Here is a 25,086-nt window from a genome sequence, read left to right on the forward strand (position 1 = left end):
AAAACCCCAGTGACGGCCACCGCAGTTTATTTCACAGTAGCCGCGAGAGTTTCAAACAGAATCGCGGTTGAGGCAGAACCGGGGTCAAGATGCCCCACGCTGCGCTCCCCGAGATAGCTGGCACGACCCTTCTTCGCGAGCAACGGCACGGTTGCTTCACTCGCCTGCTGCGCTGCCTGCGCGGTAGCAGCGAGGGCCGCCGCGAAATCATCTCCGGCAGCAATCGCAGCCGCGAATGCCTCATGCGCCGGCAGCAGCACATCAACCATGGTTTTATCGCCCAGTTCTGCTTTGCCGCGCGCCACCACACCGTCGATGCCGGCTTTTAGGGCAGCCGCGAAAGCGGCGCCATCAAGCTCCGTGACGTCACCCGCGGTCACTCCGAAACGCAAGAACAGCGTGCCAAACAGCGGACCGCTGGCGCCGCCGACAGTGCTCACCAGGGTCATTCCCACGGTTTTACCGAAGGCCGCGACGCTGCTTGGAGGCTCAGCGGTGAGCTTCTCCAAAGCCGCCTGGGTGCCGCGCGCCATATTGCTGCCGTGGTCGGCGTCGCCAATCTCAGCGTCAAGGTCAGTCAGATACTGGCGTTTTTCGTTAACCACCGCGGTAAAGTTGGTAAACCACGCGGTGAGCGTTGCCAAATCGAGAGTCTGAGTCATTTAGTTACCCCATTTCAGCGCCGGGGTATTAACCGGAGCGTCCCACAGCTTAAGCAGCTCCTCGTCAGCCTGCAGTACAGTCACAGAGCAGCCCGCCATATCAAGCGCGGTGATGTAGTTACCCACCAGGTTGCGGGCAATCTTAATGCCTCTCGCCTCCAAAAGCTGCGCCACCTCACCGTACATCAGGTACAGCTCAATCAACGGGGTGCCACCCAGACCGTTAACCATCACAATAGTGTCACCGTCGAAATCGTAGTCTTCGCAGATTGCTTCAACCATCTGCGCCGCGATTTCCTTCGCGCTTGCCAGCGGCACCCGTGACCGGCCTGGCTCGCCGTGAATACCGACGCCCATCTCCATATCGGTTTCTGGAAGGTCGAAGGTCGGGTGGCCCACAGCTGGAACCGTGCAGCTGGTCAGCGCCACGCCCATAGAACGCCCGCTCGCGATGATCCGCTCAGCCAAAGCCTGCACCTCAGCCAGACTCTGCCCCTGCTCCGCAGCGGCCCCAACCAGCTTCTCTAGCAGTACGGTGAGACCCACGCCGCGGCGACCAGCAGTGTAGAGAGAGTCTTTCACGGCGACGTCATCGTTTACGATAACGCTGGCCACCTCTACCCCAGTCTCGGCGTTAGCGAGCTCTGCCGCCATCTCGAAGTTCATCACGTCGCCGGTGTAGTTTTTGATAATCTGCAGCACCCCAGCGCCGCCGTCAACACCAGTGATCGCAGCCGCAACCTGGTCAGGAGTTGGCGAAGTGAACATCTGCCCCGCAACCGCAGCGTCGAGCATGCCGGTGCCAACATAGCCGCCGTGCAGCGGCTCATGCCCTGAGCCACCGCCAGAAATAATCGCAACCTTGCCCTGCTTCGGCCCTGAAGCGCGGAAAATTACCTGTTTATCGAAATCTACCCGCACCTCCGGATGCGCAGCCGCTACCCCGGCAAGCGCCTCCGCGACGACGCGATCTGGATCATTAATTAGTTTTTTCATTGCGTCTCCTTAGCAATAGTGCAGCGCCCTAAGTGGCTCGCACCTCAATTCTCCCGCGCCTTACCGGCGCTGTGCAACCGCACGCACCAAAACTGTGCAGCTTCTCAGCAAGTGCCAAGCAAACGCAAAAATTAGCGGTTAATCAGCAGCTTTCACGGAGCTTTTGCCAAGCCGCAACTCAGGCTGCGCTCAGGCGCGGCTCGGGAGTGCGGTGGGCGGCACGGGAGCTCGGGCTCAGCTCAGGCGGGGCGGGCGCGCAGACAGCGCCGAGGTCAAGCCAGGCCGCGCCCCGCTTCAGGCTTCACCGACCAGCGCCGCAAAAACTCGCAGCACCCACGCCACCAAGTCACCGTCAAGCGCCTGATCCGCCGCCTTCGCGCCGCGCGCAAACGGGCTACTGCCACGGCCGCCGCCGCTTAGCCCCTCCGGCAGCGGCACCGTCACCACGTGGTGCCGTGGCGCGTCGGCCGTCGCACCCCGCTGCGGCAACGCCCGGTATTCTGCGCCGGGGTAGAGCCTGCGCAACCGCATTTGCCGGGAATCTAGCAGCTCGAGCGGCTCGATCCGCAATTCATTATTAACTAGCAACAGGCGCTGCACACCATGCTCCGCCGCGAGCCGCCGCAACCGGGTGAGCTGCACCAGCTGTGACACGGCTGGCGGCAGTGGGCCATAGCGATCCACCAGCTCTTCAACCACCAGATTGATGCCGTCAGGGGTCGCATTCGGATTCGCCGCCGCCGACAGCTTCTGATACGCCTCCAAGCGCAGCCGCTCACTGTCGAGATAGCTCTCAGGGATCCGCGCGTCGACCGGCAGTTCAATCGTGAGCTCCTTCACCTCCTGCGCCTCGTGCCCCTTAAAAGCATCAACTGCCTCGCCAATCATGCGCAGATACAGGTCAAAACCGACGCCGGAAATATGCCCCGACTGCTCGCCTCCGAGCAGGTTTCCGGCGCCGCGCAGCTCCAGATCTTTGAGCGCCACCTGCATGCCGCTGCCAAGCTCGTTGTGGGTTGCGATGGTCTCCAGGCGCTCATGCGCGTGCTCGGTCAGCATCCGCTCCGGCTCGTACAGGAAATAGGCGTAGGCTCGTTCCCGGCTGCGCCCGACGCGGCCACGCAACTGGTGCAGCTGGCTCAGACCGTATTTGTCGGCACCGTCAACGATAATCGTGTTGGCGTTCGCAATGTCAAGGCCGGTTTCGATAATCGTGGTGCACACCAACACATCATATTTGCGCTCCCAGAAATCAACCACGACCTGCTCCAGCTCACTCTGACTGAGCTTGCCATGCGCCACCGCCACGCGGGCTTCGGGCACACTCTCGGCAATCCGTTTTGCGACACGGTGGATCGAGCTGACCCGGTTGTGCACATAAAACACCTGTCCGTCACGCAACATTTCGCGGTGGATCGCCGCCGCAATCTGTGCATCGTTGCGCTGGCCAACATAGGTGAGAATTGGGTGGCGGTCTTCCGGCGCGGTCTGCAGCTGCGACATTTCGCGGATTCCGGTCACCGCCATTTCGAGAGTGCGGGGAATCGGGGTCGCGCTCATCGACAGCACGTCGACGTTGTGTTTCAAATCTTTCAGGGATTCTTTGTGTTCAACACCAAAGCGCTGCTCCTCGTCGATGATAATCAGCCCGAGGTCTTTATATGCGACGCCCTTGGCGAGCAGCCGATGGGTGCCGATTACCACATCGACCTCGCCGCTTTTCAGCCCGGCAAGAATCTCTTTTGCTTCTTTGTCGGTCTGGAAACGGCTCAGCGCACGCAGCCGCACCGGAAATCCGGCGAAGCGCTCCTGGAAAGTCTCAAAATGCTGTTTCACGAGCAGCGTGGTCGGCACCAAAACCGCCACCTGCTTGTTGTCTTGCACGGCTTTAAACGCGGCACGAACCGCAATCTCGGTTTTACCAAACCCGACATCACCGGAGATTAGGCGATCCATCGGGCGCGGGCTTTCCATATCGCGTTTCACGTCGGCGATTGCCTGCAGTTGATCGACGGTTTCAACGTACGGGAACACCTGCTCCAATTCCAGCTGCCAGGGCGTATCGGGGCTAAACGCAAAGCCCTGAGCGTTCGACCGCGCAGCATAGAGTTTCACAAGCTCAATCGCAATCTGCCGCACCGCGCCGCGGGCTTTCTTCTTCGCGTTCGCCCAGTCACTGCCGCCCATTTTGCTGAGCGTCGGGGCGTCAGCACCAACATAGCGGCTGAGCTGGCCGAGCTGATCGGTTGGCACGTAGAGGGTGTCTGCGGGCATGCCGCGCTTACTTGCGGCATACTCTAGCACCAGGTATTCGCGGGTGGTTTGTTCGCCACGGTTGCCGCCGGGCACTTCCAGCTGTGTCAGCTCCAAGAATTTACCGATGCCGTGGGTGTCGTGCACCACATAGTCGCCGTGTTTCAGCGCCAGCGGATCAACCATTTGGCGGCGGCGCACCGGTTTTGCGGTTGCCAGGTTACGGTCGGAGACGCTGCGGCCGAAGAACTCTGCCTCCGCGATGACCAAAATTTTTGCTTCCGGCAGTTCGAAGCCAGCGCTGAGCTCGCCCTGCACCAGGTAGATTTTGCCGGCGGCGGGAGCGGCTGGCAGCTCGCTGTCTGTCTCCAGCGGCAGCTCGGCTTCGCGCACCAGTTCGGCGGCGCGCTGGGCGGCTCCGGCAGACCCGGCGATTAACACCACGGTGTATCCGGCGGCGGTTTTGGCGGCGGCTAGCTGCAGCAGGTTTGCCGTGGGGTCACCGCCGACGGCCGCGGGCAGCTGCGTCGCGGGAATCTGCACGGTTGCGTCGGAGTCGGTGGCGGCTGCTGGATCCACCGCAAAAGGGCTAATGGTGTGCCAGGTTGTGGGTGCCAGCTGGCGCACCTCGGTGAGCGTGAAAAGCCCGCTGTTTTGGGGGGTGGATCCGCCCGCCGTATCGTCTGCCGCGCCGGCTACTGGTGGCTTTGCGGCGGTCGTTGCGGCGGTGTCAGCGCCATGCTCGCCGTCATGCTCAGCGCCAAGCGCAGCGGCCAGACCGGCGTCACCGCCAGCGGCAGCAACCTCCCAGGCAGCTGCCAGGAACTCAGCGTTTGCCTGTGCCAGGCTTACCGCACGGCTGGTGACTTTTTCCGGCGCCAGAACCACGGTGAAACTGTCTGCCGGCAACAGCTGTGGCAGCGCGAACTGCTGCGGCACCAGCTGCGGCAGCAGACTCTCCATACCTTCACAGCTGATCCCGGCGGCGATTTTGCTGCACATTTCTTGCAGCTTGCCGCTGGTTTTTAACGCCAGCTGCGCCGCTTCGTGCTGCACCTCGGGGGTCAAAAGCAGTTCGCGGGCGGGCCAGATTGCGAGCTCTTGCAGCTCCGCCTGGCTACGCTGGTCGCTGACCGCGAAGCTACGCAGGGTGTCGATCTCGTCGCCGAAGAAGTCGATGCGGGTGGCGCTTTTGTCGCTCGGCACAAAAATGTCTAGGATGCCGCCGCGCACCGCGAATTGGCCGCGTTTGGCGACCATGTCGACGCGCTCATACCCGAGGGCGATAAGTTGCGCCGCGAATTCTGACAGGGCTCCGACGTCGCTGCCGGGCTGCAGCAGCAGCGGCTCAGCGGTGGCTGCGGTTGGCGAGATGGCTTGCAAGACGGCGCGCACAGACGCCACCACAATCATCTCCTGCTGCGGCTGCTTGTGACGCAGCGCTGCGAGGGTGACGAGGCGTTTACCGGTGGTTTCGCGGGAGGGGCTGAGTCGCTCGTGCGGCAGTGTTTCCCACGCCGGCAGTTCCATCACGGTTGCTGCGGGCAGCAGTGTTTGCAGGGAGCGTTTAAGGGTGTTAGCTTCACGGCTGGTAGCGGCGATTAACAGCATGGCGCCGTTAAGCCCCGCAGCCTTTCGCGCCCTATAGAGGGTTGCCAAAAGCGGCGCTTTCAGCCCTTCCGGAGCACTGAAATCGCAGCTGGTTTCGGTGTAGCTCGCGGCGTTAGCGTAGGCGCTGTCGCGCAGCAGCAGTTCGGGCAGCCGCTCAAGTGTCATCGCGCACCGCCTCTGCTATGAAACTCCTGTTGCGCCGCTACCAGCCCCGATTCGACGGTGGTAATTACGGCATCCACCGCATCCCTCACCAGCAGCGGCACCGCTGCAGCTTCCTGTTTACTAAAGCGGCTCAACACGAAGTCTGCCACATCCTGCTGGCCTGGCGGCCTGCCGATGCCGATCCGCACCCGCACAAAATTAGGGGCGCCGAGCGCTTTGGCGATGTCGCGCAGCCCGTTGTGGCCGCCGTGGCCGCCGCCCTGTTTCAGCCGTACTGTGTCGAAAGGAATGTCTAGTTCGTCGTGCAGCACGATGATCCGCTCAGGTGCGATGTCAAAGTATTTTGCTGCTGCCGCCACCGGCCCGCCGCTGGTGTTCATGTAGCTGTTTGGTTTTGCCAGCACCAGCTTGGCGCCGCCAGGCCGTACCCATCCGGAGGCTATCTGATTGTTGCTGCGATGCGAGCTAAAGCTCACGCCGCACTGGCGCGCCAGTTCGTCGACGGCTATTTCGCCGATGTTGTGTCGGGTTGCCTCGTATTTTGACCCGGGGTTGCCGAGCCCAACTACCAACCAGGTGTCGCTCATGTTACTTCCTTGGCAATACTTGCGGACGGTGCCGCTGCGGGCGCTGATAGGGTGCCGCTGCTGCGCTAATGCGCTACTAATTATGTGCTGCGCGCAGGCCCGACGGCCGGGTAGCAACTGCACCGCACAGCTTCAGCGGTTGAAGATTAAAAGAGACAGATAAACGGTAAGAAGCCCACGCCGCCAAACGCAGCGCGGGCTTCTTGAAAGCATGTCGCAGATTACTCGGCTGCTTCTGCAGCTGCCTCTTCTGCTTCCATCTCGGCATCCATCTCAGGGATTGCCACGTGCACTACGAGCTCCTCTGGGTCGCCCGCGAGCTCTACGTCAGCGTCAAGCTTGAGGTCTTTCGCGAGGATCTGGGTGCCCTCGGTGAGGCCCTCAACGTCTACAACGATGTGCTCTGGGATAGCAACAGCTGGCACGGTTACCAGCAGGCTTGCTGCTTCCTGCAGCGCGATGGTGCCGCTGAATGGCTCGCCCTCAACCACAACTGGGATGCTTGCCTCAACCTTTTCACGCTTTGAAACAACCAGCAGGTCTACGTGCTCGATTACCTGACGCACTGGGTCTTTCTGCACGTCTTTAACGAGTGCCAGCTGAGTCTCGCCTGCGATGTCAAGCTCAACCAGAGCGTTAGCGTGACGCACTACCAGGCTCAGCGGATGGGTCTCGATGGTGAGATGCTTTGGCTCGATGCCGTGGCCGTAAAGCACCACCGGGGTCTTGCCAACTGCGCGCAGCTTGCGTGCTACGCCCTTACCGAATGACTCGCGTGCTTCCGCGACGAGCTTAGTTGCGTTGCTCATGTTTTACTCCTTAACGGGCCGGGGCCCAAACTGTGTTTACGCCTTTGGCGAAGTCGAGTTGCCAAAGTTTAGGCCGCCCGCGTCGATAACGGAGTGCTATAAAGCCTCCCTCGCCGAAGTACTCCATGTATTTTACTGGGTTGCCGCCGGCTTTGCAAGCCACTTTTGCCGGGGTGGATCCGCCCGCCGCCGCACACCCGCCCGGTATCCGCTTTAACACTTTCTGCGGTTCTCTGGCGTTGTCCAAATCTGCTTGTTATTCTTAAAGCAGTTAGCTGCGAGGAAAGCGGTGCTTATGATTTCTTTCAACAAAACTCTGGCCGCTCTGGCCGCGGCTTCGCTTTTCGTGATTCCCGCGGTTGCTGCAAACCACTCCACACACGGCGCCATTGGCGCCTACCATGCGCAACACCGCAGCACATTCGGGCAACCCACGAGCCCAGAGTTTAATCACGGCGGCAACCGCTGGTCGCAAAATTTTGAAAAAGGCATAATCACTTTTTCTTTCCGTCACGGTATCGGCGCGCTACAGTCGGGCGCGACACTTGACCGCTACCGGGAGCGTGGCGGTGCAGAGGGGTCGCTGGGTCTGGTAGTCGGCCGTGAATATGACAGTGCTCGCGGCTCGCGCGTGCAGCGGTTTGAACACGGTGTGATTGTGTCCCGAGCCGGCACCGCCTGGGCAGTGGCGCGAGGCATGCACGGCGGCTACGCGACGCAGGGTGGTGAGCGCGGGCCGCTCGGGCTGCCCACCAGCAATGAATATCCTGGCGCTGGCGGGGTGATGCGGCAGAATTTCCAAAACGGCACCCTGTTTTGGAGCGCCAGTATCGGTGCGGTCGGGGTGCGCAACGGGATCCACCTTGCATATTCCACCGCTGGATCAGAACGCAGCCGTTTCGGGCTTCCCACTAGCTGGGAGTATCCGGTCGCCGGCGGCTATGCACAGAATTTTCAGCACGGTCGAATTTTTTGGTCACCTCGCACTAACGCACACCCGGTGATTTTCGGCATGAATCAGTATTACAGCTGGCACGGTTCAGAACGCAGCCAGTATGGCTATCCGACGGCGAGTGAGCAAGCAGTGCCGGGCGGGTTTAAGCAGACTTTCCAAAACGGTGCCCTGTTTTGGGTTGACAGCCGCGGCGCAGTTAGTGGGGTGCGCAACGGGATGTGGGCGCACTACTCGCAGCTGGGTGCGGAGCACAGTGTTTTAGGGCTGCCAACTTCTGACGAATATGCCTATGCAGGCTCTTATGTGCAACATTTTGAACATGGGGTGCTGCTGTGGCATCCGCGCACCGGTGCCGCGTCTGTGACGCATGAGGCGTTTCGGCTGTGGGAGCGTGATCCGCAGCGGTTTGGCCCGGCAACTCAGGACGCTTATGCCACCGATGAAGGACACGTGTTAAACAGTTTTGAACGCGAGAACATTTATGCTGACGGGCAGGGAGTGCATTCCACTGAGATGGTCACCGGGGGCCCAGTTGCGGTGCTGCTCGGTGATTCGCAGCTTGACTGGGATTCCTGGGTAGAGCAGGGCGTGCGTGGTAACGGTTTTGCTACCGTTGAGCGCGCCTATGGCGGTGTTGGTTACGCTGCTGGATCAGGGTGGCTGGGCGACAATATCCCAAGCGCTTACCACAGTGACCGGATTTTGCTACCGCGCGGCCTGGGAGCTGATGATTTGATTGTTTTGACGCTTGGCGGCAATGACGCTTCACAGGGCAGGAGCGATGCGGAGATTATCGCGAACTTTAACCTGCTGGTTAATACTCTGCAGGAGCGCAACCCGGGAGTGCAGATTGTGGTAAACGGGGTAATGAGCCGTGATGATGCTTCGCACGCGCGCCGCCGCGAGATTGATCAGCTGGTCACCTCGCACGCCCGCGCACTCGGCATCCCGGCAATCTCGGTTGCGGGCTGGGGCAGCTCCGCGCAGTATGCAGACTATGTGCACTTAACCCAGCACGGCCACAACCAGATGGGGCAGCTTTACACCCAGAAGCTCCGCGAGGTGCTGGCTGCGCTCTAGCGCCACCTCACCTTTTGGCGCGCGGTTTTGGCACCAGGATTTTGGGCGCACGAACTTTAGTGCGCGGATTTTAGCGCGCGGATTTTAGCGCGCGGATTTTAGCGCGCGAACTTTGGGGTCGGGTGCGGTACGGAGGCCGCACCACGTCGCTGGCGGCACATAGGCTGGCGGCAGCTTTGAGGCGTCTGGTGTGGCAGCCCGCGAACCCGTTTTGAAGGCTTTTATTCTGATAAAATTATGTTTCAAAAGCACGTGTGAAACCGTTGAGGAAGTATTTTGTCAAGCCAAAAATCTAGCCCGGTTAAAAAACTTACGTCTTTCGGGCTGGCTAGCAGTGTAGTCACCGCATCACTCGCCGCAGGCTCCGCTAGCGCTGTAGCGACAACTGCAGAAACCGCTCAGGAACTTTCACCTGTAACTCACACCAACTCCGGCAGCAGCACCCCTACCGAAACGGAAATCACTGCAGCTCGCGAAGATGTTGCTGCCAAAGCAGCAGAGCTTGCCGCGGCTACCACTAAGCGTGACGAAAAATTAGCTGCACAGCAAGCAGCTGCAGCACAGCTAGAAACACTGCAGCAACAAGAGGCAGCGCAGCGAGAAACTGAAAAGCAAGCAGCAAATGCTGCAGCAGCCGACCTGGCTGCCGCACAGCAGGAGGCGACACAGCAGGCAGCCGCGGCTGCGGCGCAGCAAGCACAGCAACAGCAAGCTGCGGTTGCGGCACAGCGCGCCGCGGACGAAGCTAAAACAGCGCACGATAATCACACAGCCTCCCAGCAAGAAGCAGCACAGCAGCGTGACGAAAAAACCTCCGCATACGATGCTGCTCTCACCCCGCAAGATCACCTCCCTGACGGTCGCAAACCAACCGCACCAGAGCTCACTCAGCGCCTTTCCAAGCTCGCCACACAGCGTGAAAATCTACTTTCCCAGCAAGCTCAGGCCAACTCCCGGCACAACCAGTTGCAGGGTGAAATTGCGGCAGCGCAACAGCAAGTAACCAACGCGGAAACCGAGCTAGCGCAAGCCACCCAGGCGCTGGAGCAGGCGCGTGCGGGTGCCGCGACCGCAGCCACCGAGCAGCTTGCGGCAGAGCAGCGTCTGAGCGCTGCGCAGCAACACCTGGCCGAAATCTCAAACACCAACGAGGCTGCAACCACCACCACAGTCCAAGAGCTCACCGCCGCCACCCATGAAGCAGCAGCAGCGGAGCAGCAGCTGACCGCATTAAACGCCGCACTAGCGGAGCAAAACACCCATCTGGAGCAGGCGCAACAGCAGCTAAACAAGCTCACATCGCAGCTAGAGGAAAAAGCCACAGAACTCGCCGCTGCCCGACAGCATGATGTTGACCTGACAGCACAGATTCAGGCGCTCACCGATGAAATTGCCGATTTGGAAACCGCTGAACAAAATATCACCTCACAACTAGAGGCATTACAAGCAGAAATTGCGGCGGAAGAAAACAAACCTGGTGATTCTAGTTTCACAAGAGCCGAGCTGATTGCACCGCTAGCAACCGCAAGCAGCCCGCTGGCACTGTACCGCAACGATAACGGCACCCTCACCCGGGTCACTGAGCTCGCCTCGGTGCCACAAGACCTCAGCGGCTATGTGCTGCATGCAAAAAGCCGTGACGGCAAAGACATCACCCTCGATGTCACTGCCATCACCCACGACACCAGCGGCAGCACCCCAGTTTTTCAAGCTACTGCCAATTTCGCTGCGGCTGGGCTCCGCACAGTAACCGTTGCGGTGCGCGAACAACCCGCCGCCGAACAGGGTGTTTACACCAACTTCAAATCACTTCTTGAAGCGCTGCGGTCAGGAGCCACCCAGTTACGTCTCGGCGCCGATATGCACGCCGATGAGGTTGCTCTTGAGAGTGCGGCTACCGCCTATGTAGAGCGAGAATTCACCGGTGCGCTAGACGGCGGCGGCTTCCAAATCAGTGGCCTGTCACGCCCGCTGTTCGCCTCGCTCGCAGCCGGCAGCTCAGTGCAAAATCTACGGTTAAACAACGTGGATATCGCCACCGCAACACAAAACACTGCGGCACTCGCACAGCGAGCCAACGGCGCCAACCTGTCACAGGTGCACATCACCCGCGGCACTATTCGTGGCGGAGTTAACGTGGGCGGTCTAATCGCTGATGCGACTAACACAACCATCTCTGATAGCACGGTTGTAGCTGACATCCACGCCACCCACGACGCACAGCGTTCCAACACCGGTGGCCTGGTCGGTTCTCTGTCCGGTGGGCGGATGCAGCGGGTAGCTTACCGGGGCGATATCACCGTATCTTTCGCCAATAGCACAGCAAACCGGGTTGGCGGTGTGGTTGGCAGCCTGATTGATGGCGCAAACATGCAAGGGGCTTTCGCGGGAGGCCGGATCCACAACCCGCAATCCTATGGTCAAGTCGGTGGCTTAGTTGGTTCTACCTGGTCAAGCAACCGCCACGGCCGCATTAGCCGCGCAGTGAGTGTCATGCAAGTTACCGGCGGCCACATAGTCAACGGTGACCGCGGGTTTAAAGCGAACCTCAGCCAGGTGTTTACGGTGACTGGAGAGTCAAGTGGCGACACCGACAACAGAGTCGATAACCGCGATATTGACGGAGAATACGCAACCTCGTACTATAACGCGATTATTTTACGAGATGGCACCAGTGCCGCGCCGAATCTGCGCACAATGCCAGAGCGTCAAGAGTTTACTTCCGCCGAGGCGCGGGCAGAACGCTACCAGGCATACCGTAACTACGCGAAACTACTGCCTTATGCTTCGCTCGATGTACTGGTACGAGCTGGCAATATGCTTGCCGATGATGACCCGCTTGTAACCAAAGAGTTACGTGCCGCACTAGCCACTGTACAGGGTCGAGTGTCGATCGATACTGTGCGTGACGCGGCACAGATTGACGGGTTGCTGCTGCATTTTGCGGATCGTACAGTGGATCGCCGCGCCCTGGCACGTGACACCCGTGATGCTAGGGCTGGCCAGTTAACGCACTACTATATGGCGGGTGGTTTACCGTTTACTACGGCACAGTTTGATGCCGCGGATGAGCAGCTAGCACAGCGTTTAGCACAGCAGCTGCAGCAGATTACTTTTGAATCAATTCCGGGCACTGTGACAGTCACGACACCTGCTTGGCAACAACAAGTTGATCGTGCTTACGATAGCGCCGTCAAAGAGGCTGCGAAGAAAGGTGTTGCTGCACCATCTCGCGCTGAGGTGGAACAGCAAGTGCTGGAAGCGCACCAGGGTCGCCTATACTTGCGCGAACCGTTTAAAAAACAGCACAGTGTGTTGGCGGCACAGCTGGCAAAGCTGATTGCGCGTGAGAGTGTGCTAGCGGGCTCTGATTTTGCACGAGCTGAGCTGGAGCGGAAAGTGCTTGATAACCAGCATGCGCTGCTGCTGGGGTTAGCCTATGTTAATAAATGGTATGACGTTGCTTTTGACGTAAACAATCTGCAAGATTTCTTTGTTTTCCGCAGTGACTTTTACGGGGTTGAAAAGAGCCCGCTGGATGCGCTCATTGAGCTGGGCAGCAATTACAATCTCTTGAACCCGCGCCGCAATATTGAAACCTACCGCAGCGCGCTGGGTGCGGCTACCGGAAGGCAGGAACTGGCTGACGCGCTTGATGATTTGCGGCAGCAGTTTACAAAGTACACCTCTTTTGATGACTGGTTTAAAGCAACCACTAAAGTTTATTTGGTTGAGTCCAAGTCGCTTGCCACCCCTGACACTAACGTGCAACTGTCTCAGCGACTGCGTGACGTGAACCAGTACAAATCACATTTGCTGCCGATTCTGACGGTGAGCCCCGACACCGCGTTTATTATGGTGCATATTACGGCAATCGGTTTCGGCTTTTTTGATCGCTATATTGACAAGAAAAAAGTTTCTGAGGCCGACCGCCCTGCTCGCATCGCGCAGCTGAAACAGCAGGTGCACGAGTATGCCCAGAAGTATCGCGAATACTACGATATGTGGTATCGCATCGGTAACGAAACCATGCGTAAAAACCTGGTGAACACAATTCCGGTGTGGGATGGTTTTCACACTTCCAAAGAGTACGGCCCAGATGCTGCTCGCGCGATCGAGGAGCTTTACGGACCTACTGGACGCTGGTTTAAAGGTTACGGTGCACTCGGGTTTTCTTTCCGCGTGGGCACTTTTATGGAAGGCGCTTCGGTGCTCGGTGGTGACGGCAGTATTGTGACCTACACTCACGAAATGGTGCACAATATGGAGCGTTATATTTTCCTCGGTGGTGAGGGCATGCGCACCAATGCGTCGTTTGAGGTTTACCCCAACGACCTGCTGCAAAATCCGTGGACTATCGGTCACGACGGGTGGGCGTTTAACCAGTCGACCTACTTTACTGATAAGGGTCAGGCTTATCTGCACAACCAGAATCCAAACCGGTTCCAAACAATCACCGATTTAAACCAGTACTATAAAGGCTACTTTGATGCCCTGTACCTGCTCGACAACGCCGAAGCCGAGGTGCTATTAGAGCGCAACTCTGCAGAGCACGCCAGCATTCTGATGCGGTTAGGCAACCATGAGGCTAACGGTAACCGTCATTTGAATTCTTATCAGAAGCTGACTGCTGATGAAATCGCAAACATGAATTTGCGCAGCATCAACGATCTGATTGAGAACGAGCTGATGATTCGTCGCGGTCAAAATCAGACGGGTGTTTTGGGCGCAAACGGTTACTGGTCTGTGCCGGTTTTGGAGCCACAGTATGGCACGGCAGAGTCTAATCTCGGTATCACCGGGGAAAGCGCGTTTAAGCGTAACGCTTTTGAACTGCTAGCCGCGAAGGGCTACCATGAGGGGTTTGTGCCTTACACCTCAGATAAATACGGCGCAGCAGCGCGGGCCGCTGGGCAGCCGCACCTGCCAGACACTTTCATTATGCCGAAAATCTTTAACGGCCAGTTTAATTCTTTGAAGGATTACCGTAAACACGCGTATCAGGCTAACAAAGAGCGCGCACAAACCCACTTGAAGCCAATCACGGTGCAGTTTGAGGGCCAGCAGCTGCGATTCACTAACTATCAGGAGATTGTGGATCACTTCCGTGCACTCCTGACCGACGATTTTAATAAGAAGCGTCAAAACAATCGCCGGCAGTCAAGAGTTTACGCTTTTAAGGCTGCGGTGTTTTCTGCGCTGATGCGGCAGACTGACGAGTTTAAGTCTTCAATTTTCACTGACGGTGATGCTGCTTTGACCCCGTGGGTGGCTCCTGTCGAGGTGGCTCCTGAGGCGCCTTATGTGGCGACTTTGGCTCCGCGACCAACCGCGGAGGTTAGCGATCCACGTTTTGCGACCGCAGCACTGCCGGAGCCGCGCGATGAGGAACGCTTAGCGCAGTTGCGTCAGCAACGTGATCAGCTGGATGCCCGCTTGCAGCAGATTACCGATGATATAGCCGCGGTTTCTGAGGCTCGCACCCAGCTGCGGGCTGACAAAGTTGGGGCAGCCGCTGCTCTGGAGCGGTTGCAGCAGGCGCACACTGGGCTTACCCGTGAGCTAGAGCGGGTGACAGCTGAGGTTTCCCGCCGCACTCTCCAGCACCAGCAGCTGCGACAAGATATTACTGCGCAGCAGCGACTGAAGGATACTGCGACTGCCCGGCAGCAGCGTTTGCGTGAGCAGCTGACTGCTTTGCAGACAGAGATTAGTGAAGCTCAGCAAGCAGTGACTGCGGCGCAGCAGGAGTTACGGCAGCACACCACCGCTAATGAGCGGGCACAAAAGCAGCTTGCTGATGTTGCTGACCACACTAGCGCGACAACTGCGACAGTGCAGCAGCAGCGGGAGCAACTAGCTACTTTGCGCACACAACTCATGCATTTGGAGCAGCAGCTTGCCGCGGCTGACCTCGCCATGGCAGAGAATTCCGAACAAACTGCACGGGTTGAGAAATTGCAAGGATTAGCTGCGGCTGCCCAACGGGCGGTGGAGGCTTTTACTGCTGCAGAGCAGGCCACCGAGGCTGCGGCTAAACAACTTGCTATGCGCCGGGAAGCAGCGCAAGCAGCGCTGGAGCAGCTGCGGCAGACAACGCGTGTTGCAGAGCAGTTAGCCTCGCAGCGTGACGTGTTACGCGCTACAACGGTGCCGGCACTTTTGGCTGATGACACTGCTGCGGCGGGGTATCCGCACCTGTTGCAGCTTGTCGCCGATTTGCGCACCCAACAGCAGCAAGCCACCGCGTTAGCTGCGCAGGTCGCGGTGTTGCAGGGTGAGATTGCGGCACGTCGGGAGGCTTTGGCTACTTGCCAGCTGCACGTGACCGAGGCTGAGGCAGCGCTTAAGCAAGCTGAAGCGGAGTTGGCGCGGCTGCTACGCTTGCAGCAGGAAGCCGGCGCAAACCAACAGCTTATCTCTCAGGTGCCGCAGACCGCACCAACCGTTGCACCGCTGCCATACTTCAAAATTCCGGCGGAGTGGCTCCCACAATCACCAAAAAACGCACCAACCGCAGAGGCGCTGCCACACTTCGAGATTCCAGCGGAGTGGTTAGCCGGTGACGCGGCTCAGCCTGGGGCTACCCAGGCTAGCGCTGCTGGCGCGCAGCAGAGCGGGGCGCCTGCCCAGCTTGCCGCTACCGGCAGCACCGCAGCGCAGCTACCGCTGCTAGCAGTGTTTGGACTAGCGCTTGGCGGGCTGTTACTCGGCTCTCGACGCGGGAAAGACTCGGAGGCTTAACCAGAGAGCTCCTGTGCCAGCTGCACCAACAGCGTCTCGGCAGCGAGAGTGATTTCTCTGGCGGCTTCGGGTTCAGCCGCGCGCTCCTGCTGCACCGCAATCAGCTGAATACTTACCGGCAGCCCGTCAGTGGCGCGCCCGTAGGGGACGGCGAGCACGGCGTTTCCCGCGACGTTCCACACCGCGGTGTAGGCGACGTCCGGGGTTGCGGCGAGCATCGCCCCGAGCGCGCTCTTGCCGCGGTTACTGTCGGCGCGGCGCGGGCGGCCCGCGGTTGTTGGGGTTAGCAGCACGTCGTAGGGGCCCAGCTGGGCGGCGAGATCCGCCCCGAAACTGGCGCTGCGCGCCTTCGCCCAGGCGAGCAGTCGTTCAGGTATCAGCCTGCCCACAAATCCGGTGAAGCGGTGCCGGCGTTCAATCATTGCAGGGTTATCAAGCCCCGCTATCTCGTCGGCGATGGCGCGGAAAAACTGCACGATAAAAGGCAGCGTCGGGTCGGGCAGCCGCGCTGCAACCTGCTCCACCGTGTGCCCGCGCTCCGCGAGCCGGGCGGCCGCCGCGAGCACCGCGTCTCGGTGTGACCGCGCCAAGCGCACACCCGGGCTGGTGGGGCGCAGCTGCACCCCGATACGCAGCCGCGGCGGTTCAGGAAGCGGCTGTGCGGCAAGCGGCTGTGACTGCGACTCCGCAGGAAGCGGCAAGGGCTGCGACGCGGCAGCATCTGGCGCGACAGCATCAGACACCGCGGGTGCAGCCACCTCGACGCCTGCCATCACCCGGCACAACAGCAGTGCATCAGCCGCGGTTTTCGCAAGCGGCCCCGCGACCCCGAGCTCATGCCACAGATGCGGATACGGCGCGGTCGGCACACTGCCACGCTCCGGCTTCAAACCGTATAAACCACAGCGATCTGCGGGAATGCGGATCGACCCTCCGCCGTCTCCCCCGATCGCCGCGGGCACAATCCCGGCAGCAACCGCCGCCGCTGATCCGCCCGAGGAGCCACCCGGCGTGCGCCGCAGGTTGTGCGGGTTGCGGGTCACCCCGAAAGCCTCCGACTCGGTTATCGAGAACGCCCCGAAGGCAGGCATCGTGGTTTTGCCGATGATGATTGCACCGGCAGCGAGCAGGCGATCCACAAACAGCGAGTTCGCGGTTTTGGGTGTGGTGTTGGCGCTTGTGCCGAAGCTGGTGACGGTGCCGGCGAGGTCGTTTTCGTCTTTCAGCGCGAGCGGCACTCCGTGCAGCACGCCCCGCTCTACCGCGGGCAGCGCGTCAAGCTGGGCGGCGCGCTCCCGGGCGGCAGTATCCAGCACCACGGTGAAGGCATTCAGCTCCTGCGTCTCGGCAATCCGCCTGAGCGCATACTCCACCCCAGCTGCGGCGCCGCGCTCCGCCACAGCGGCACGCCACCCCGGAATATCAAGCTCACCCCAGTTAGGCATCGCTGCTCCTTCCTCTTGGGTAGTATTTTGCCGGTTCCGCAGACGGCGCGCAAGTGCGGCCACCGGCAAGTACATAAAGGTATGCGAAGGCGCACGCAAGTGCTAAGCCACGGGTGGCAGAGGAAGGCGAAGCGGGCCGCCTGCAAGCGGAAAGTACTCTGCAAGCGAGAGCGCAGCATAGGCGGGCACACCCGCAGGGGCCGGCGCGATAACCTGCACGGTACGGGTGGCGTAGAGCAGGCGGCGCGATCCACACCCCGAAAAGCGTTATGCGAGCGTGTCTGTTCACTAGCGTGAATATACCGCCTCGCCGCAGTAAAGCATATTTTATTTAAGCAAGATTTACATTCATCTGATGTTGGGGTATTGTGAGAGAGCTTAAACATAATCTAATGAAAGGTTTTGCATGTTTTCTCGGCGAAAAAAGCAGTTTGCGGCTGTGCTGCTTGCCTGCTGCACTGCGCTGATGACGCTGACACCAGCGCAAGCATCTGACGAAGTACAATTTAGCCTTGAGACCACGGTTGCGGCCGGTGGCGTATCACGCGATATCGTGCTCGATGACGCGAAGAACCGCGCCTATATTGTGGTGGATCGCGGCGAAGGCACCAACGGCGCTATCACCTGGCTCGACACCACCACTAATCAACCAAGCACCACACTCTGGGAACTCCCTGCTGCTGCGCCAAGCTCACTTGCGCTCAGCCCAGATGCTTCAAAGATTTACGTTGCACACTACCGCAACAGTGCTTTTAGCGTTATCGATACCGCGACTGGCGCCTCCGAAACTTTCAGCGGCATTCCGAAATTTGTTAGCGGTGTCACAGTTGACACCGACACCGGTGCGGTTTACGTTTACGACTCTAAAGGCCTCTATCCGGTAGATGTTGCTACTAAAACTGTGGCACCGCTGATTTCAGTCTCTAATGAGAAATACCCTTCTGTGCGAGATGTGGTCTACGATTCTCAAAATAAAGTATTTTGGATTGCCGAGGCTCGCGCCAAAATACTAACTGCTTTCAGCACTCAAACCAACGCTTGGGTGCAAGATCTCGCACTCCCATTAGCAAGCCAGGTATTTGACGATGTTGAAATCGGCGGCCGCCCGCTGAGCTTGGAGCTTGACACGGAACATCACAAACTATACATTCTGATGCGTGCAACTCTAGCGGATCAGTGGGAGCGGGATCGCATTCTCACCTTTGACACCAAGCTGCGCCTGTTTGTGGGCGAAAACTTCCTCACCGTAGGTAAAAATGTTTACGATCTCAGCGTCAATCCTGCCACCGGTGAGCTCTATACTAGCAACGGCCACGACAACACCGTCAGCATGATTTCCCCTGACACCTGGGACGAGCGCGTCATCATTGACTTCAACCAGGCCGGAGTTACTGCTGGCACCGGTGCGGGAGCTGCAAACACCTGGGGCCTAGCAACTAACGCAGCTGGCACAAGCCTCTACGTTTCACACCCTTTCACAGATACTTCCCGTATTTCAGTGCTCAACCGTTCTGGAGCTGTACCGATTTTCATGGAGCGTCCGCAAACCCCGGGTCAGACCCCGGTTGTTCCAGAAGAAACTGCAGAGCCGTGGAGCGGCCCGGCAGCAGCACCTAACACTGCGGCCGCGGTGTGCGCGGTGAACGTAACTGAGCCGACCCTGAGCTGGGGTGTCAACGACTACACCGCTGCCTGGAAAGTACGCGCACGTGAGGGTGTCACCAAAAACGAGCAGGGCGAATACGTATGGGCTGGTGGATCTGGCTGGTACAACCCGCTCACTGGCGAGGCTCAGCTGAGCTGGGGCTCCGGCTTCCACATTCAACACTACGAAACCCTGGTACCAGAGCTGGTCAGCACCTGGGGTAACCCGCAGCTGACCGTGAAGGCAGATAAAACTGCGACCCTCACCATGGACATTTACTGGGCGGTTGCCGCAGACACCCACTCGGAGGGTTTCAAGCGAGTGCCGGTGGCGACCTTCAAGAGCGTAGATGTGATGGAGAGCAACGGTGAACTGGTCATCTACGGTGAGCCAGAGTGGCAAGATCGACCTTACACCCGGGCCGACGGCTCAGTTGCGGCGTCTTCTTGGCCAGCTGAGTTTATCGACAACTTTGATCCGTCAATGCGGCCGTGGTGGTATGCGAGCGGCGCCGCGGGTGACGCTAACAAGCCACCGAAGGCAATTTTTGTCGGTGGCAAGGTTGCCGATTCGGTGTGCCCTCGCGCCCAGGAGCTCACCGCTACCGTGACGAGCGCCGCCCCGGGTGACGCTGTTACTCTCACCGCGAGTGGTTTTGTCGCGGGCAAAGAGGTAGTTTTCGAGCTGCACTCTGACCCGCTGCCACTGGGCACTGCGGTCGCGAACGATGCGGGCGTTGCAACCCTACAGACCAAGGTGCCAAACGCGGCTCCTGCTGGCGCGCACACCGTGGTCGCAACCCAGGCTGACACCGCGCTCACCGCGAGCCTCGCCTTTACCGTGACGGCTGCTGCTGGTGGATCAGCCGGCGCAGGCTCAAGCGACACCGGCAGCGGAGCGGACGCAGGTGCGGGCACCGGCGCAGCGGCCGGCAACCAGGATGTTCCGGTGCAGCCACAAAATCCTGGCACCGCAAGCCCCGGACAGCAGGCTAAGCTAACCGCTGACGGCGCTAAGCTTGCAACGGCTGACGATAAGCTCGCGGCAACTGGCACAGACAACACCACCTCACAGTTGCTGTTGCTGGCAGTTGTGCTGCTGGCTGGCGCTGTTACGCTCACCGTTAGCCGCAGCAAAACAGCATCTCGCTAGAGCAAACCACTGATTGGGGCTTGGCGCTGTTGCGACCACGCCCCAATCATATATGCGAATATGGCGTTAAACTGAAGCAATGAAATCGAAGTCTATTCTGCTTGTTACAACGAATGTTGATCACTATGAAAGCGTGGTGTCGTAGCTGCGGTGTGTCACGGCTACTGCGGTCTGCTTGAAACCACACTTTCTGACGGCACCCTTTTAGTTGCAGGTAAAAATCTGACTGGATTCTCGTGGACGGAGGAGGTGCTGGCGGGAGTCAGTAAACTGGTGCCGTACAATGTGGAGCAGAGAATGCAAACGCTCGGCGCTAAATATTCTAAAAACTTTTTGCCTTTTGTTCCCTACGTCAAAGTTGACGGCAGGCTAGTAACCGGACAGAATCCGGCTTCAGCACAAGCAACCGCGCATAAAACCATTGAGGTCTCAACTCAACTGTAAGACTGGCAGCACCCAACTGTAAGACTGGCAGCATTTTGTGTTGTGTTGTCAGGCGCATCTGAGCAAAAATCTCTACACTGGATGTGGAAGGAGATTTCATATGTCAAAAAAAGTTAGTGTGCTAATCGGCTCTCTGCGTCGTGGTTCTTTCGCGCGGCAGATTGCTAACAACGTTATCGAGATGTTCCCTGCCGATTACGAGGTTGAGATCGTAGAGATCGGACATCTACCTCTCTATAACTTCGATTACGATGACCCAGAGGTTACCGATGTTGAGCTACCTGCGGAATACACTGAGTTCCGCGAGACCATTAAAGCTTCAGACGGCGTGCTTTTTGTCACCCCGGAGAATAACCGTGTAGTGCCAGCGTGCCTCAAAAATGCGGTTGACATCGGGTCTAAGCCGAACTCTGACGTTGCCTGGAAGAACAAAGTTGCCGGCATTATTAGCCACTCTGTCGGGCGCATGGGCGGTTACTCTTCGCAGAAAACTCTGCGTCTGGCGCTGAGCTACTTCGACATGGTGCTGCCGGGCCAGCCTGAGGTGTTCCTCGGCCAAAGCCCAACCCTGCTTGACGAAAACGGCAAAATCAACAACGAATCAACTGTAGAGTTCCTGCAGAAATACGTTGACAACGTGGTAGCGCTGCTCGAGAAGAACTAACTTCTCACGCAATGCCGGGGAGGAAGCAGCACGCTGTTTCCTCCCCTCAGCTTTCCAAGGCAGGTAAATCGATATGCCGCTACGGCTGGCTGCGCTCAGCTAAACCTAATTTTCTTTCTCTAGGATTTTTACAACGAATACCTCAAATCCAGGAGAGACAATGCACAAAGCCGAAACCGCTAGAAGACGCTCTATGGCAGTTGCGGCCTTTGGCACGGTTGTAGAGTGGTACGACTTCTCCATTTTCTTCTATACATCGCTCTATTTAGCTCAGGCTTTTTACGCTCCCTATGAGGGTTCCTTCCTGCTAGCGCTTGCCACAGGAGCGGTTGGCTTTCTCTTCCGCCCGCTAGGCGCAATGGTTTTCGGGCACTATGGTGACAAAATTGGGCGCCGCGGCGCCCTGGTTATTTCTGCCGGCATCATGGCAATCGCTATGTTCGGAATCGCGCTGCTTCCAACTCATGAAACGCTCGGAGTATGGGCCGCGATTTTAGTGTTGCTGTTGCGCAGTCTCGCCGGTTTTTCCGTCGGCGCCGAATACACCGGGATAACAGTGTTCCTCATGGAGTCAGCGCGTGACGGCAGGCGGGGTTTTGCTGCTAGCTGGGCCGCTGCTAACTCAGAGATTGGAGCGCTGCTGGCGGTCGGGCTTAGCACCTGGCTCGCTTTTGCCCTGCCAGCTGAACAGATGCAAGAGTGGGGTTGGCGCGTCCTGTTTTTGATTGGCGGAGTACTTGCTGCGAGCATGATTCCGCTGCGCAAACTGATGGTTGAGACGGAGTCTTTCACTCGCTCTCACCAGCAGCAAACCGCCCCGCAACATAGACGCTCGCCGCTGCTGTTGGCGTTACGCAAGCAGCCGCGCGCGATTCTGGTGGCGTTTTTGATTTCCACGGTGGGCTCCGCCACCTATTTCTTGAACATCACCTACGTTCCCACCTACCTGGAGGCGGCAACCGAGTTGGCCGCCGGCCAGACTTTACTGTTTGGCACGGTAGCGGCGCTCATAGCAATCGTGGTGACACCATTTATTGGGCTTGCGGCTGACCATTTTGGCAGACGCAAAGTGTTTGCGGTGCTGCTCGCGACTGTGGTTGGTGGATCGCTGCCTGCCTATCTGCTCCTGCAGGGTGTTTCGGGCAGTGCGGTAGTGTTCGGGGTGGCGCTGTTGGCGATTCCAGCTGCTGGCTGGTCGGCGGTGGCAAGCGCGGCAGTGCCCGAGCAGTTTACCGCGGTAGGGCGCTATTCCGGAATGGCAATCGGGTATAACATCGCGGTGGCACTGTTCGGCGGGTTCTCTCCCGTGATTGTGACATGGTTGATGCAGCAGACCGGAAACAATCTCGCACCAGCTTATTACGCTGCTGCGCTGTGCACGCTGGCTGGTATTCCGGCACTGCTCCTAATGCGCAATATGGCTCGTAAAACTCTCGCAGAGGTAGATGCACCACTAAATTAAAGCTGCGCTAAAACGCTTGCTGGTTTTCGGTTTGGTCGGTGAGCAGCTCTGGGCGCACTCGCTTGGTGCGGGCGATGCGCTGCTCATGGCGCCACTCAGCGATCTTTCTGTGATTCCCGCTTAACAATACCTCAGGCACAGCCCGGTCGCGCCACACCGCCGGCTGGGTGTAGCTCGGATACTCCAGCAGCCCGTCTTCGTGCGACTCTTCTACCAGGCTTTCCGGGTTGCCGACCATGCCGGGCAAAAGCCGCGCAATCGCCTCAATCATCGCGATCGTGGCAACCTCACCGCCGTTCAAAACATAGTCGCCGATGCTAATCAGTTTGACACGGGCACGCTGCTCATACTCGTCAAACACTCGCTGGTCGATGCCCTCATAACGCCCGCACCCAAAAATTAGGTGTTTTTCGGTGGCGAGCTCCCGCGCCATTTGCTGGTTAAAAACTTCGCCCGCGGGTGACGGAAAAATCAGCAGTGGCCCGGTCGCCGCGCTCTCGGCGCTGCCCACTGCGCACTCTGCGTCTCCAGTGCTCTCGGCCACGCTTGCGCCGGCGTTTGCCGTGGCTGCGTTACCGCCCACGCAGGGGCTCGCGGCTAGGAGCTGATCCAGCATCACACCCCACGGTTCTGGCTTCATCACCATCCCGGCGCCACCACCAGCGGGAGTGCCGTCTACGGTGCGGTGTTTGTCTGTGGTGACGTCGCGCAAATCATGCACGCCAACTTCAAGCAGGCCACGATTACGCGCTTTGCCCAAGAGTGAGAGACCCAGAACTTCAAAGTACGCAGGAAAAATTGAAACAATATCAATTTTCATGTGAATCACGCCTTATTGTCGCGCGGTAAGTTCGGCGCCGCGGCATTTTCCCCTGCTTGCCCCGCAGCAGAATCGCCCGCCGCGGTGTCCTTAGCGGCAACCACAATTTCAGCTTCCGCATCGTTAAAAAGCCCCGCGGGCGGGGTGACCAGAATGTATCCGGCGACAACATTCACCTCTGGCACAATCTGCTGCACCAGCGGCACCATCACAGTGCCTGTTTTAGTCGCAACCACGAGCAAGTCCTGTGCGGGAAGATGCTCCACCCGCTCCACCGTGCCCAGCACGACACTACCCTCACGCACCTCTAAGCCCACCAGGTCGTGATCGTACCAGGCGTCATCTTCTTGCCCGGCGGCAACCGCGGCTTCATCGATCCACAAAATTGCCCGCACGATGGATTCAGCGACGGTGCGCGTTAAAATCTCTTTGAAAAAGCCTACCGGCCGGCCATTAAACCAGCGCAGCTCCTTCAGGGTTACGGTTTTATTGAACCATGAACTGTCGTGCGGCACCTGCAGATGAAACACTGCCCCAGGCACGAAGCGCAGTTCCGGATTATCAGTGTAGAGCTCTAGTTTAAGGCCGCCTTTGAGCCCGTGCGGTTTGGTCATACGACCAACGCGCAGACCCCCCTGCCCTACTGCGGGACGAGGAGCCTGCGCGCGGTTTTGCTGTGAAGACATCAGTTAGCAGTCTCGTCTGCTATATCTGCGTCGGCGGTGTCGATGATGTCGATCCGCACCCGCTCGCCCTGAGCAAGCGCACCGATTACTGTGCGCAGCGCCTGCACGGTGCGACCACTACGGCCGATAACCCGCCCAAGATCAACGGGGTTTACCCGCACCTCAAGCGTTTCGCCGCGAGAGCCGCTAACAACGTCGATGCGCACATCATCCGGGTTGTCTACAATACCAGACACCAGGTGATGCAATGCTTCTGCCAGGGTTGACTGCGTCATGCTATTTATGCCTCTTCTGCTGGAGTTTCTGCCTCAGCAGCATCTTCCGCAGGAGCTTCAGCAGGTGCCTCCGCAGCTGGCTTCTCAGCCTTTGGCTTGATAACAGACTTCTTAGCCTCGTCAGCTACGAAAGCAGCTTTTGCCTCTACCGGCTTCACAACTGACTCAGTGTTGCCCTCGCCGGTGTGCTTGCCCCAGTCACCGGTGAGCTTCAGCAGCACCTTCACCTGGTCGGTTGGCTGTGCGCCAACGCTCAGCCAGTACTGTGCCCGCTCTGAGTTAATCTCGATGAATGATGGGTTCTCAGTTGGGTGGTACTTACCGATCTCTTCGATAACGCGACCGTCACGCTTGGTGCGTGAGTCAGCGACTACAACACGGTAAAACGGTGCACGGATTTTACCCATGCGCTTGAGGCGAATTTTTACTGCCACTTAATACTCCTTGTTAAGCCCTCTACGGGTCGAACGAGCCTAAAGCTCTTCTCTTGACGAGCCGTTTGACCCGCACATAGCAATTCTGCCACACCTAAACGCTAAAAGCAATTTTTGCTGCGACCAGGGATTTTATGTTTCCGAAAAGAATATTTCAAGGTATTGCAAATTTTATTTCCGTTTCACAGCATAACGCT

General features: G+C 58.7%; 16 protein-coding genes. 6 read left to right on the forward strand and 10 right to left on the reverse strand.

Annotated features, from left to right (window positions below):
* Positions 1 to 26 precede the first annotated feature (26 nt).
* The 5 genes from dhaL to F5897_RS03330 all read right to left on the reverse strand — a co-directional run bounded on the left by dhaL (position 27) and on the right by F5897_RS03330 (position 7,083).
* Positions 27 to 662, reverse strand: a complete 636-nt coding sequence (gene dhaL, locus F5897_RS03310; protein ID WP_183304454.1) for a dihydroxyacetone kinase subunit DhaL — start codon at positions 660 to 662, stop codon at positions 27 to 29.
* A complete protein-coding gene (dhaK, locus tag F5897_RS03315) occupies positions 663 to 1,658 on the reverse strand; it encodes a dihydroxyacetone kinase subunit DhaK (RefSeq protein WP_183304455.1) in 996 nt (331 codons plus the stop codon).
* 294 nt (positions 1,659 to 1,952) lie between these two features.
* Positions 1,953 to 5,687, reverse strand: a complete 3,735-nt coding sequence (gene mfd, locus F5897_RS03320) for a transcription-repair coupling factor (protein WP_221221273.1) — start codon at positions 5,685 to 5,687, stop codon at positions 1,953 to 1,955.
* A complete protein-coding gene (gene pth, locus F5897_RS03325; protein WP_183304456.1) occupies positions 5,684 to 6,274 on the reverse strand; it encodes an aminoacyl-tRNA hydrolase in 591 nt (196 codons plus the stop codon). The genes mfd and pth overlap by 4 nt, the downstream gene beginning before the upstream one ends.
* A 221-nt stretch (positions 6,275 to 6,495) precedes the next feature.
* Positions 6,496 to 7,083 (reverse strand): 50S ribosomal protein L25/general stress protein Ctc, encoded by a 588-nt coding sequence (locus tag F5897_RS03330; RefSeq protein ID WP_124825053.1) that lies wholly within the window; start codon positions 7,081 to 7,083, stop codon positions 6,496 to 6,498.
* A 295-nt stretch (positions 7,084 to 7,378) separates the two neighbouring features.
* Here F5897_RS03330 and F5897_RS03335 point away from each other — a divergent pair, with 295 nt between their 5' ends.
* Both F5897_RS03335 and F5897_RS03340 read left to right on the forward strand, forming a co-directional pair.
* Positions 7,379 to 9,118 (forward strand): SGNH/GDSL hydrolase family protein, encoded by a 1,740-nt coding sequence (locus F5897_RS03335; RefSeq protein WP_183304457.1) that lies wholly within the window; start codon positions 7,379 to 7,381, stop codon positions 9,116 to 9,118.
* A 276-nt stretch (positions 9,119 to 9,394) separates the two neighbouring features.
* Positions 9,395 to 15,862: a ZmpA/ZmpB/ZmpC family metallo-endopeptidase gene (locus tag F5897_RS03340; RefSeq protein WP_183304458.1), complete on the forward strand. Its 6,468-nt coding sequence runs from the start codon at positions 9,395 to 9,397 to the stop codon at positions 15,860 to 15,862.
* Here the strand turns inward: F5897_RS03340 and F5897_RS03345 are convergent.
* On the reverse strand, positions 15,859 to 17,307 hold the full coding sequence (locus F5897_RS03345) for an amidase family protein (RefSeq protein ID WP_183304459.1): 1,449 nt from the start codon (positions 17,305 to 17,307) through the stop codon (positions 15,859 to 15,861). The genes F5897_RS03340 and F5897_RS03345 overlap by 4 nt on opposite strands.
* A gap of 406 nt (positions 17,308 to 17,713) precedes the next feature.
* Here F5897_RS03345 and F5897_RS03350 point away from each other — a divergent pair, with 406 nt between their 5' ends.
* The 4 genes from F5897_RS03350 (at position 17,714) to F5897_RS03365 (ending at position 22,674) form a co-directional block, all read left to right on the forward strand.
* Positions 17,714 to 20,104, forward strand: a complete 2,391-nt coding sequence (locus tag F5897_RS03350) for an HtaA domain-containing protein (RefSeq protein WP_183304460.1) — start codon at positions 17,714 to 17,716, stop codon at positions 20,102 to 20,104.
* A 150-nt stretch (positions 20,105 to 20,254) separates the two neighbouring features.
* Positions 20,255 to 20,548, forward strand: coding sequence for a type 1 glutamine amidotransferase family protein (locus tag F5897_RS03355; protein WP_183304461.1), 294 nt, complete (start codon positions 20,255 to 20,257; stop codon positions 20,546 to 20,548).
* A gap of 100 nt (positions 20,549 to 20,648) precedes the next feature.
* Entirely contained in the window at positions 20,649 to 21,212 is a 564-nt protein-coding gene (locus F5897_RS03360; protein ID WP_183304462.1) for an NADPH-dependent FMN reductase, read from the forward strand.
* Between the two features lie 160 nt (positions 21,213 to 21,372).
* Positions 21,373 to 22,674, forward strand: a complete 1,302-nt coding sequence (locus F5897_RS03365; protein ID WP_221221274.1) for an MFS transporter — start codon at positions 21,373 to 21,375, stop codon at positions 22,672 to 22,674.
* 7 nt (positions 22,675 to 22,681) lie between these two features.
* Here F5897_RS03365 and trmD read toward each other — a convergent pair whose 3' ends face one another.
* From trmD to rpsP, 4 genes are read right to left on the reverse strand one after another with little or no spacing between them, the layout of a single operon-like run.
* A complete protein-coding gene (trmD, locus tag F5897_RS03370) occupies positions 22,682 to 23,494 on the reverse strand; it encodes a tRNA (guanosine(37)-N1)-methyltransferase TrmD (protein WP_183304463.1) in 813 nt (270 codons plus the stop codon).
* Positions 23,495 to 23,499: 5 nt separating this feature from the next.
* Entirely contained in the window at positions 23,500 to 24,180 is a 681-nt protein-coding gene (gene rimM / locus F5897_RS03375; RefSeq protein ID WP_183304464.1) for a ribosome maturation factor RimM, read from the reverse strand.
* Entirely contained in the window at positions 24,180 to 24,455 is a 276-nt protein-coding gene (locus tag F5897_RS03380; protein WP_124825041.1) for an RNA-binding protein, read from the reverse strand. Before F5897_RS03380 ends, rimM begins: the two co-directional genes overlap by 1 nt.
* A 5-nt stretch (positions 24,456 to 24,460) precedes the next feature.
* A complete protein-coding gene (gene rpsP / locus F5897_RS03385; protein WP_183304465.1) occupies positions 24,461 to 24,889 on the reverse strand; it encodes a 30S ribosomal protein S16 in 429 nt (142 codons plus the stop codon).
* Between the last annotated feature and the right edge of the window lie 197 nt (positions 24,890 to 25,086).

The organism is Canibacter oris (genome assembly GCF_014197205.1).
Taxonomy (GTDB): Bacteria; Actinomycetota; Actinomycetes; order Actinomycetales; family Microbacteriaceae; genus Canibacter; species Canibacter oris.

What these genes read in the sequence shown, in the direction of transcription:
- dhaL (WP_183304454.1), bottom strand. Translation starts at nt 662, where the DNA reads ATGACTCAGACTCTCGATTTGGCAACGCTCACCGCGTGGTTTACCAAC.
- dhaK (WP_183304455.1), bottom strand. Translation starts at nt 1,658, where the DNA reads ATGAAAAAACTAATTAATGATCCAGATCGCGTCGTCGCGGAGGCGCTT.
- mfd (WP_221221273.1), bottom strand. Translation starts at nt 5,687, where the DNA reads ATGACACTTGAGCGGCTGCCCGAACTGCTGCTGCGCGACAGCGCCTAC.
- pth (WP_183304456.1), bottom strand. Translation starts at nt 6,274, where the DNA reads ATGAGCGACACCTGGTTGGTAGTTGGGCTCGGCAACCCCGGGTCAAAA.
- F5897_RS03330 (WP_124825053.1), bottom strand. Translation starts at nt 7,083, where the DNA reads ATGAGCAACGCAACTAAGCTCGTCGCGGAAGCACGCGAGTCATTCGGT.
- F5897_RS03335 (WP_183304457.1), top strand. Translation starts at nt 7,379, where the DNA reads ATGATTTCTTTCAACAAAACTCTGGCCGCTCTGGCCGCGGCTTCGCTT.
- F5897_RS03345 (WP_183304459.1), bottom strand. Translation starts at nt 17,307, where the DNA reads ATGCCTAACTGGGGTGAGCTTGATATTCCGGGGTGGCGTGCCGCTGTG.
- F5897_RS03350 (WP_183304460.1), top strand. Translation starts at nt 17,714, where the DNA reads ATGTTTTCTCGGCGAAAAAAGCAGTTTGCGGCTGTGCTGCTTGCCTGC.
- F5897_RS03360 (WP_183304462.1), top strand. Translation starts at nt 20,649, where the DNA reads ATGTCAAAAAAAGTTAGTGTGCTAATCGGCTCTCTGCGTCGTGGTTCT.
- F5897_RS03365 (WP_221221274.1), top strand. Translation starts at nt 21,373, where the DNA reads ATGCACAAAGCCGAAACCGCTAGAAGACGCTCTATGGCAGTTGCGGCC.
- trmD (WP_183304463.1), bottom strand. Translation starts at nt 23,494, where the DNA reads ATGAAAATTGATATTGTTTCAATTTTTCCTGCGTACTTTGAAGTTCTG.
- rimM (WP_183304464.1), bottom strand. Translation starts at nt 24,180, where the DNA reads ATGTCTTCACAGCAAAACCGCGCGCAGGCTCCTCGTCCCGCAGTAGGG.
- F5897_RS03380 (WP_124825041.1), bottom strand. Translation starts at nt 24,455, where the DNA reads ATGACGCAGTCAACCCTGGCAGAAGCATTGCATCACCTGGTGTCTGGT.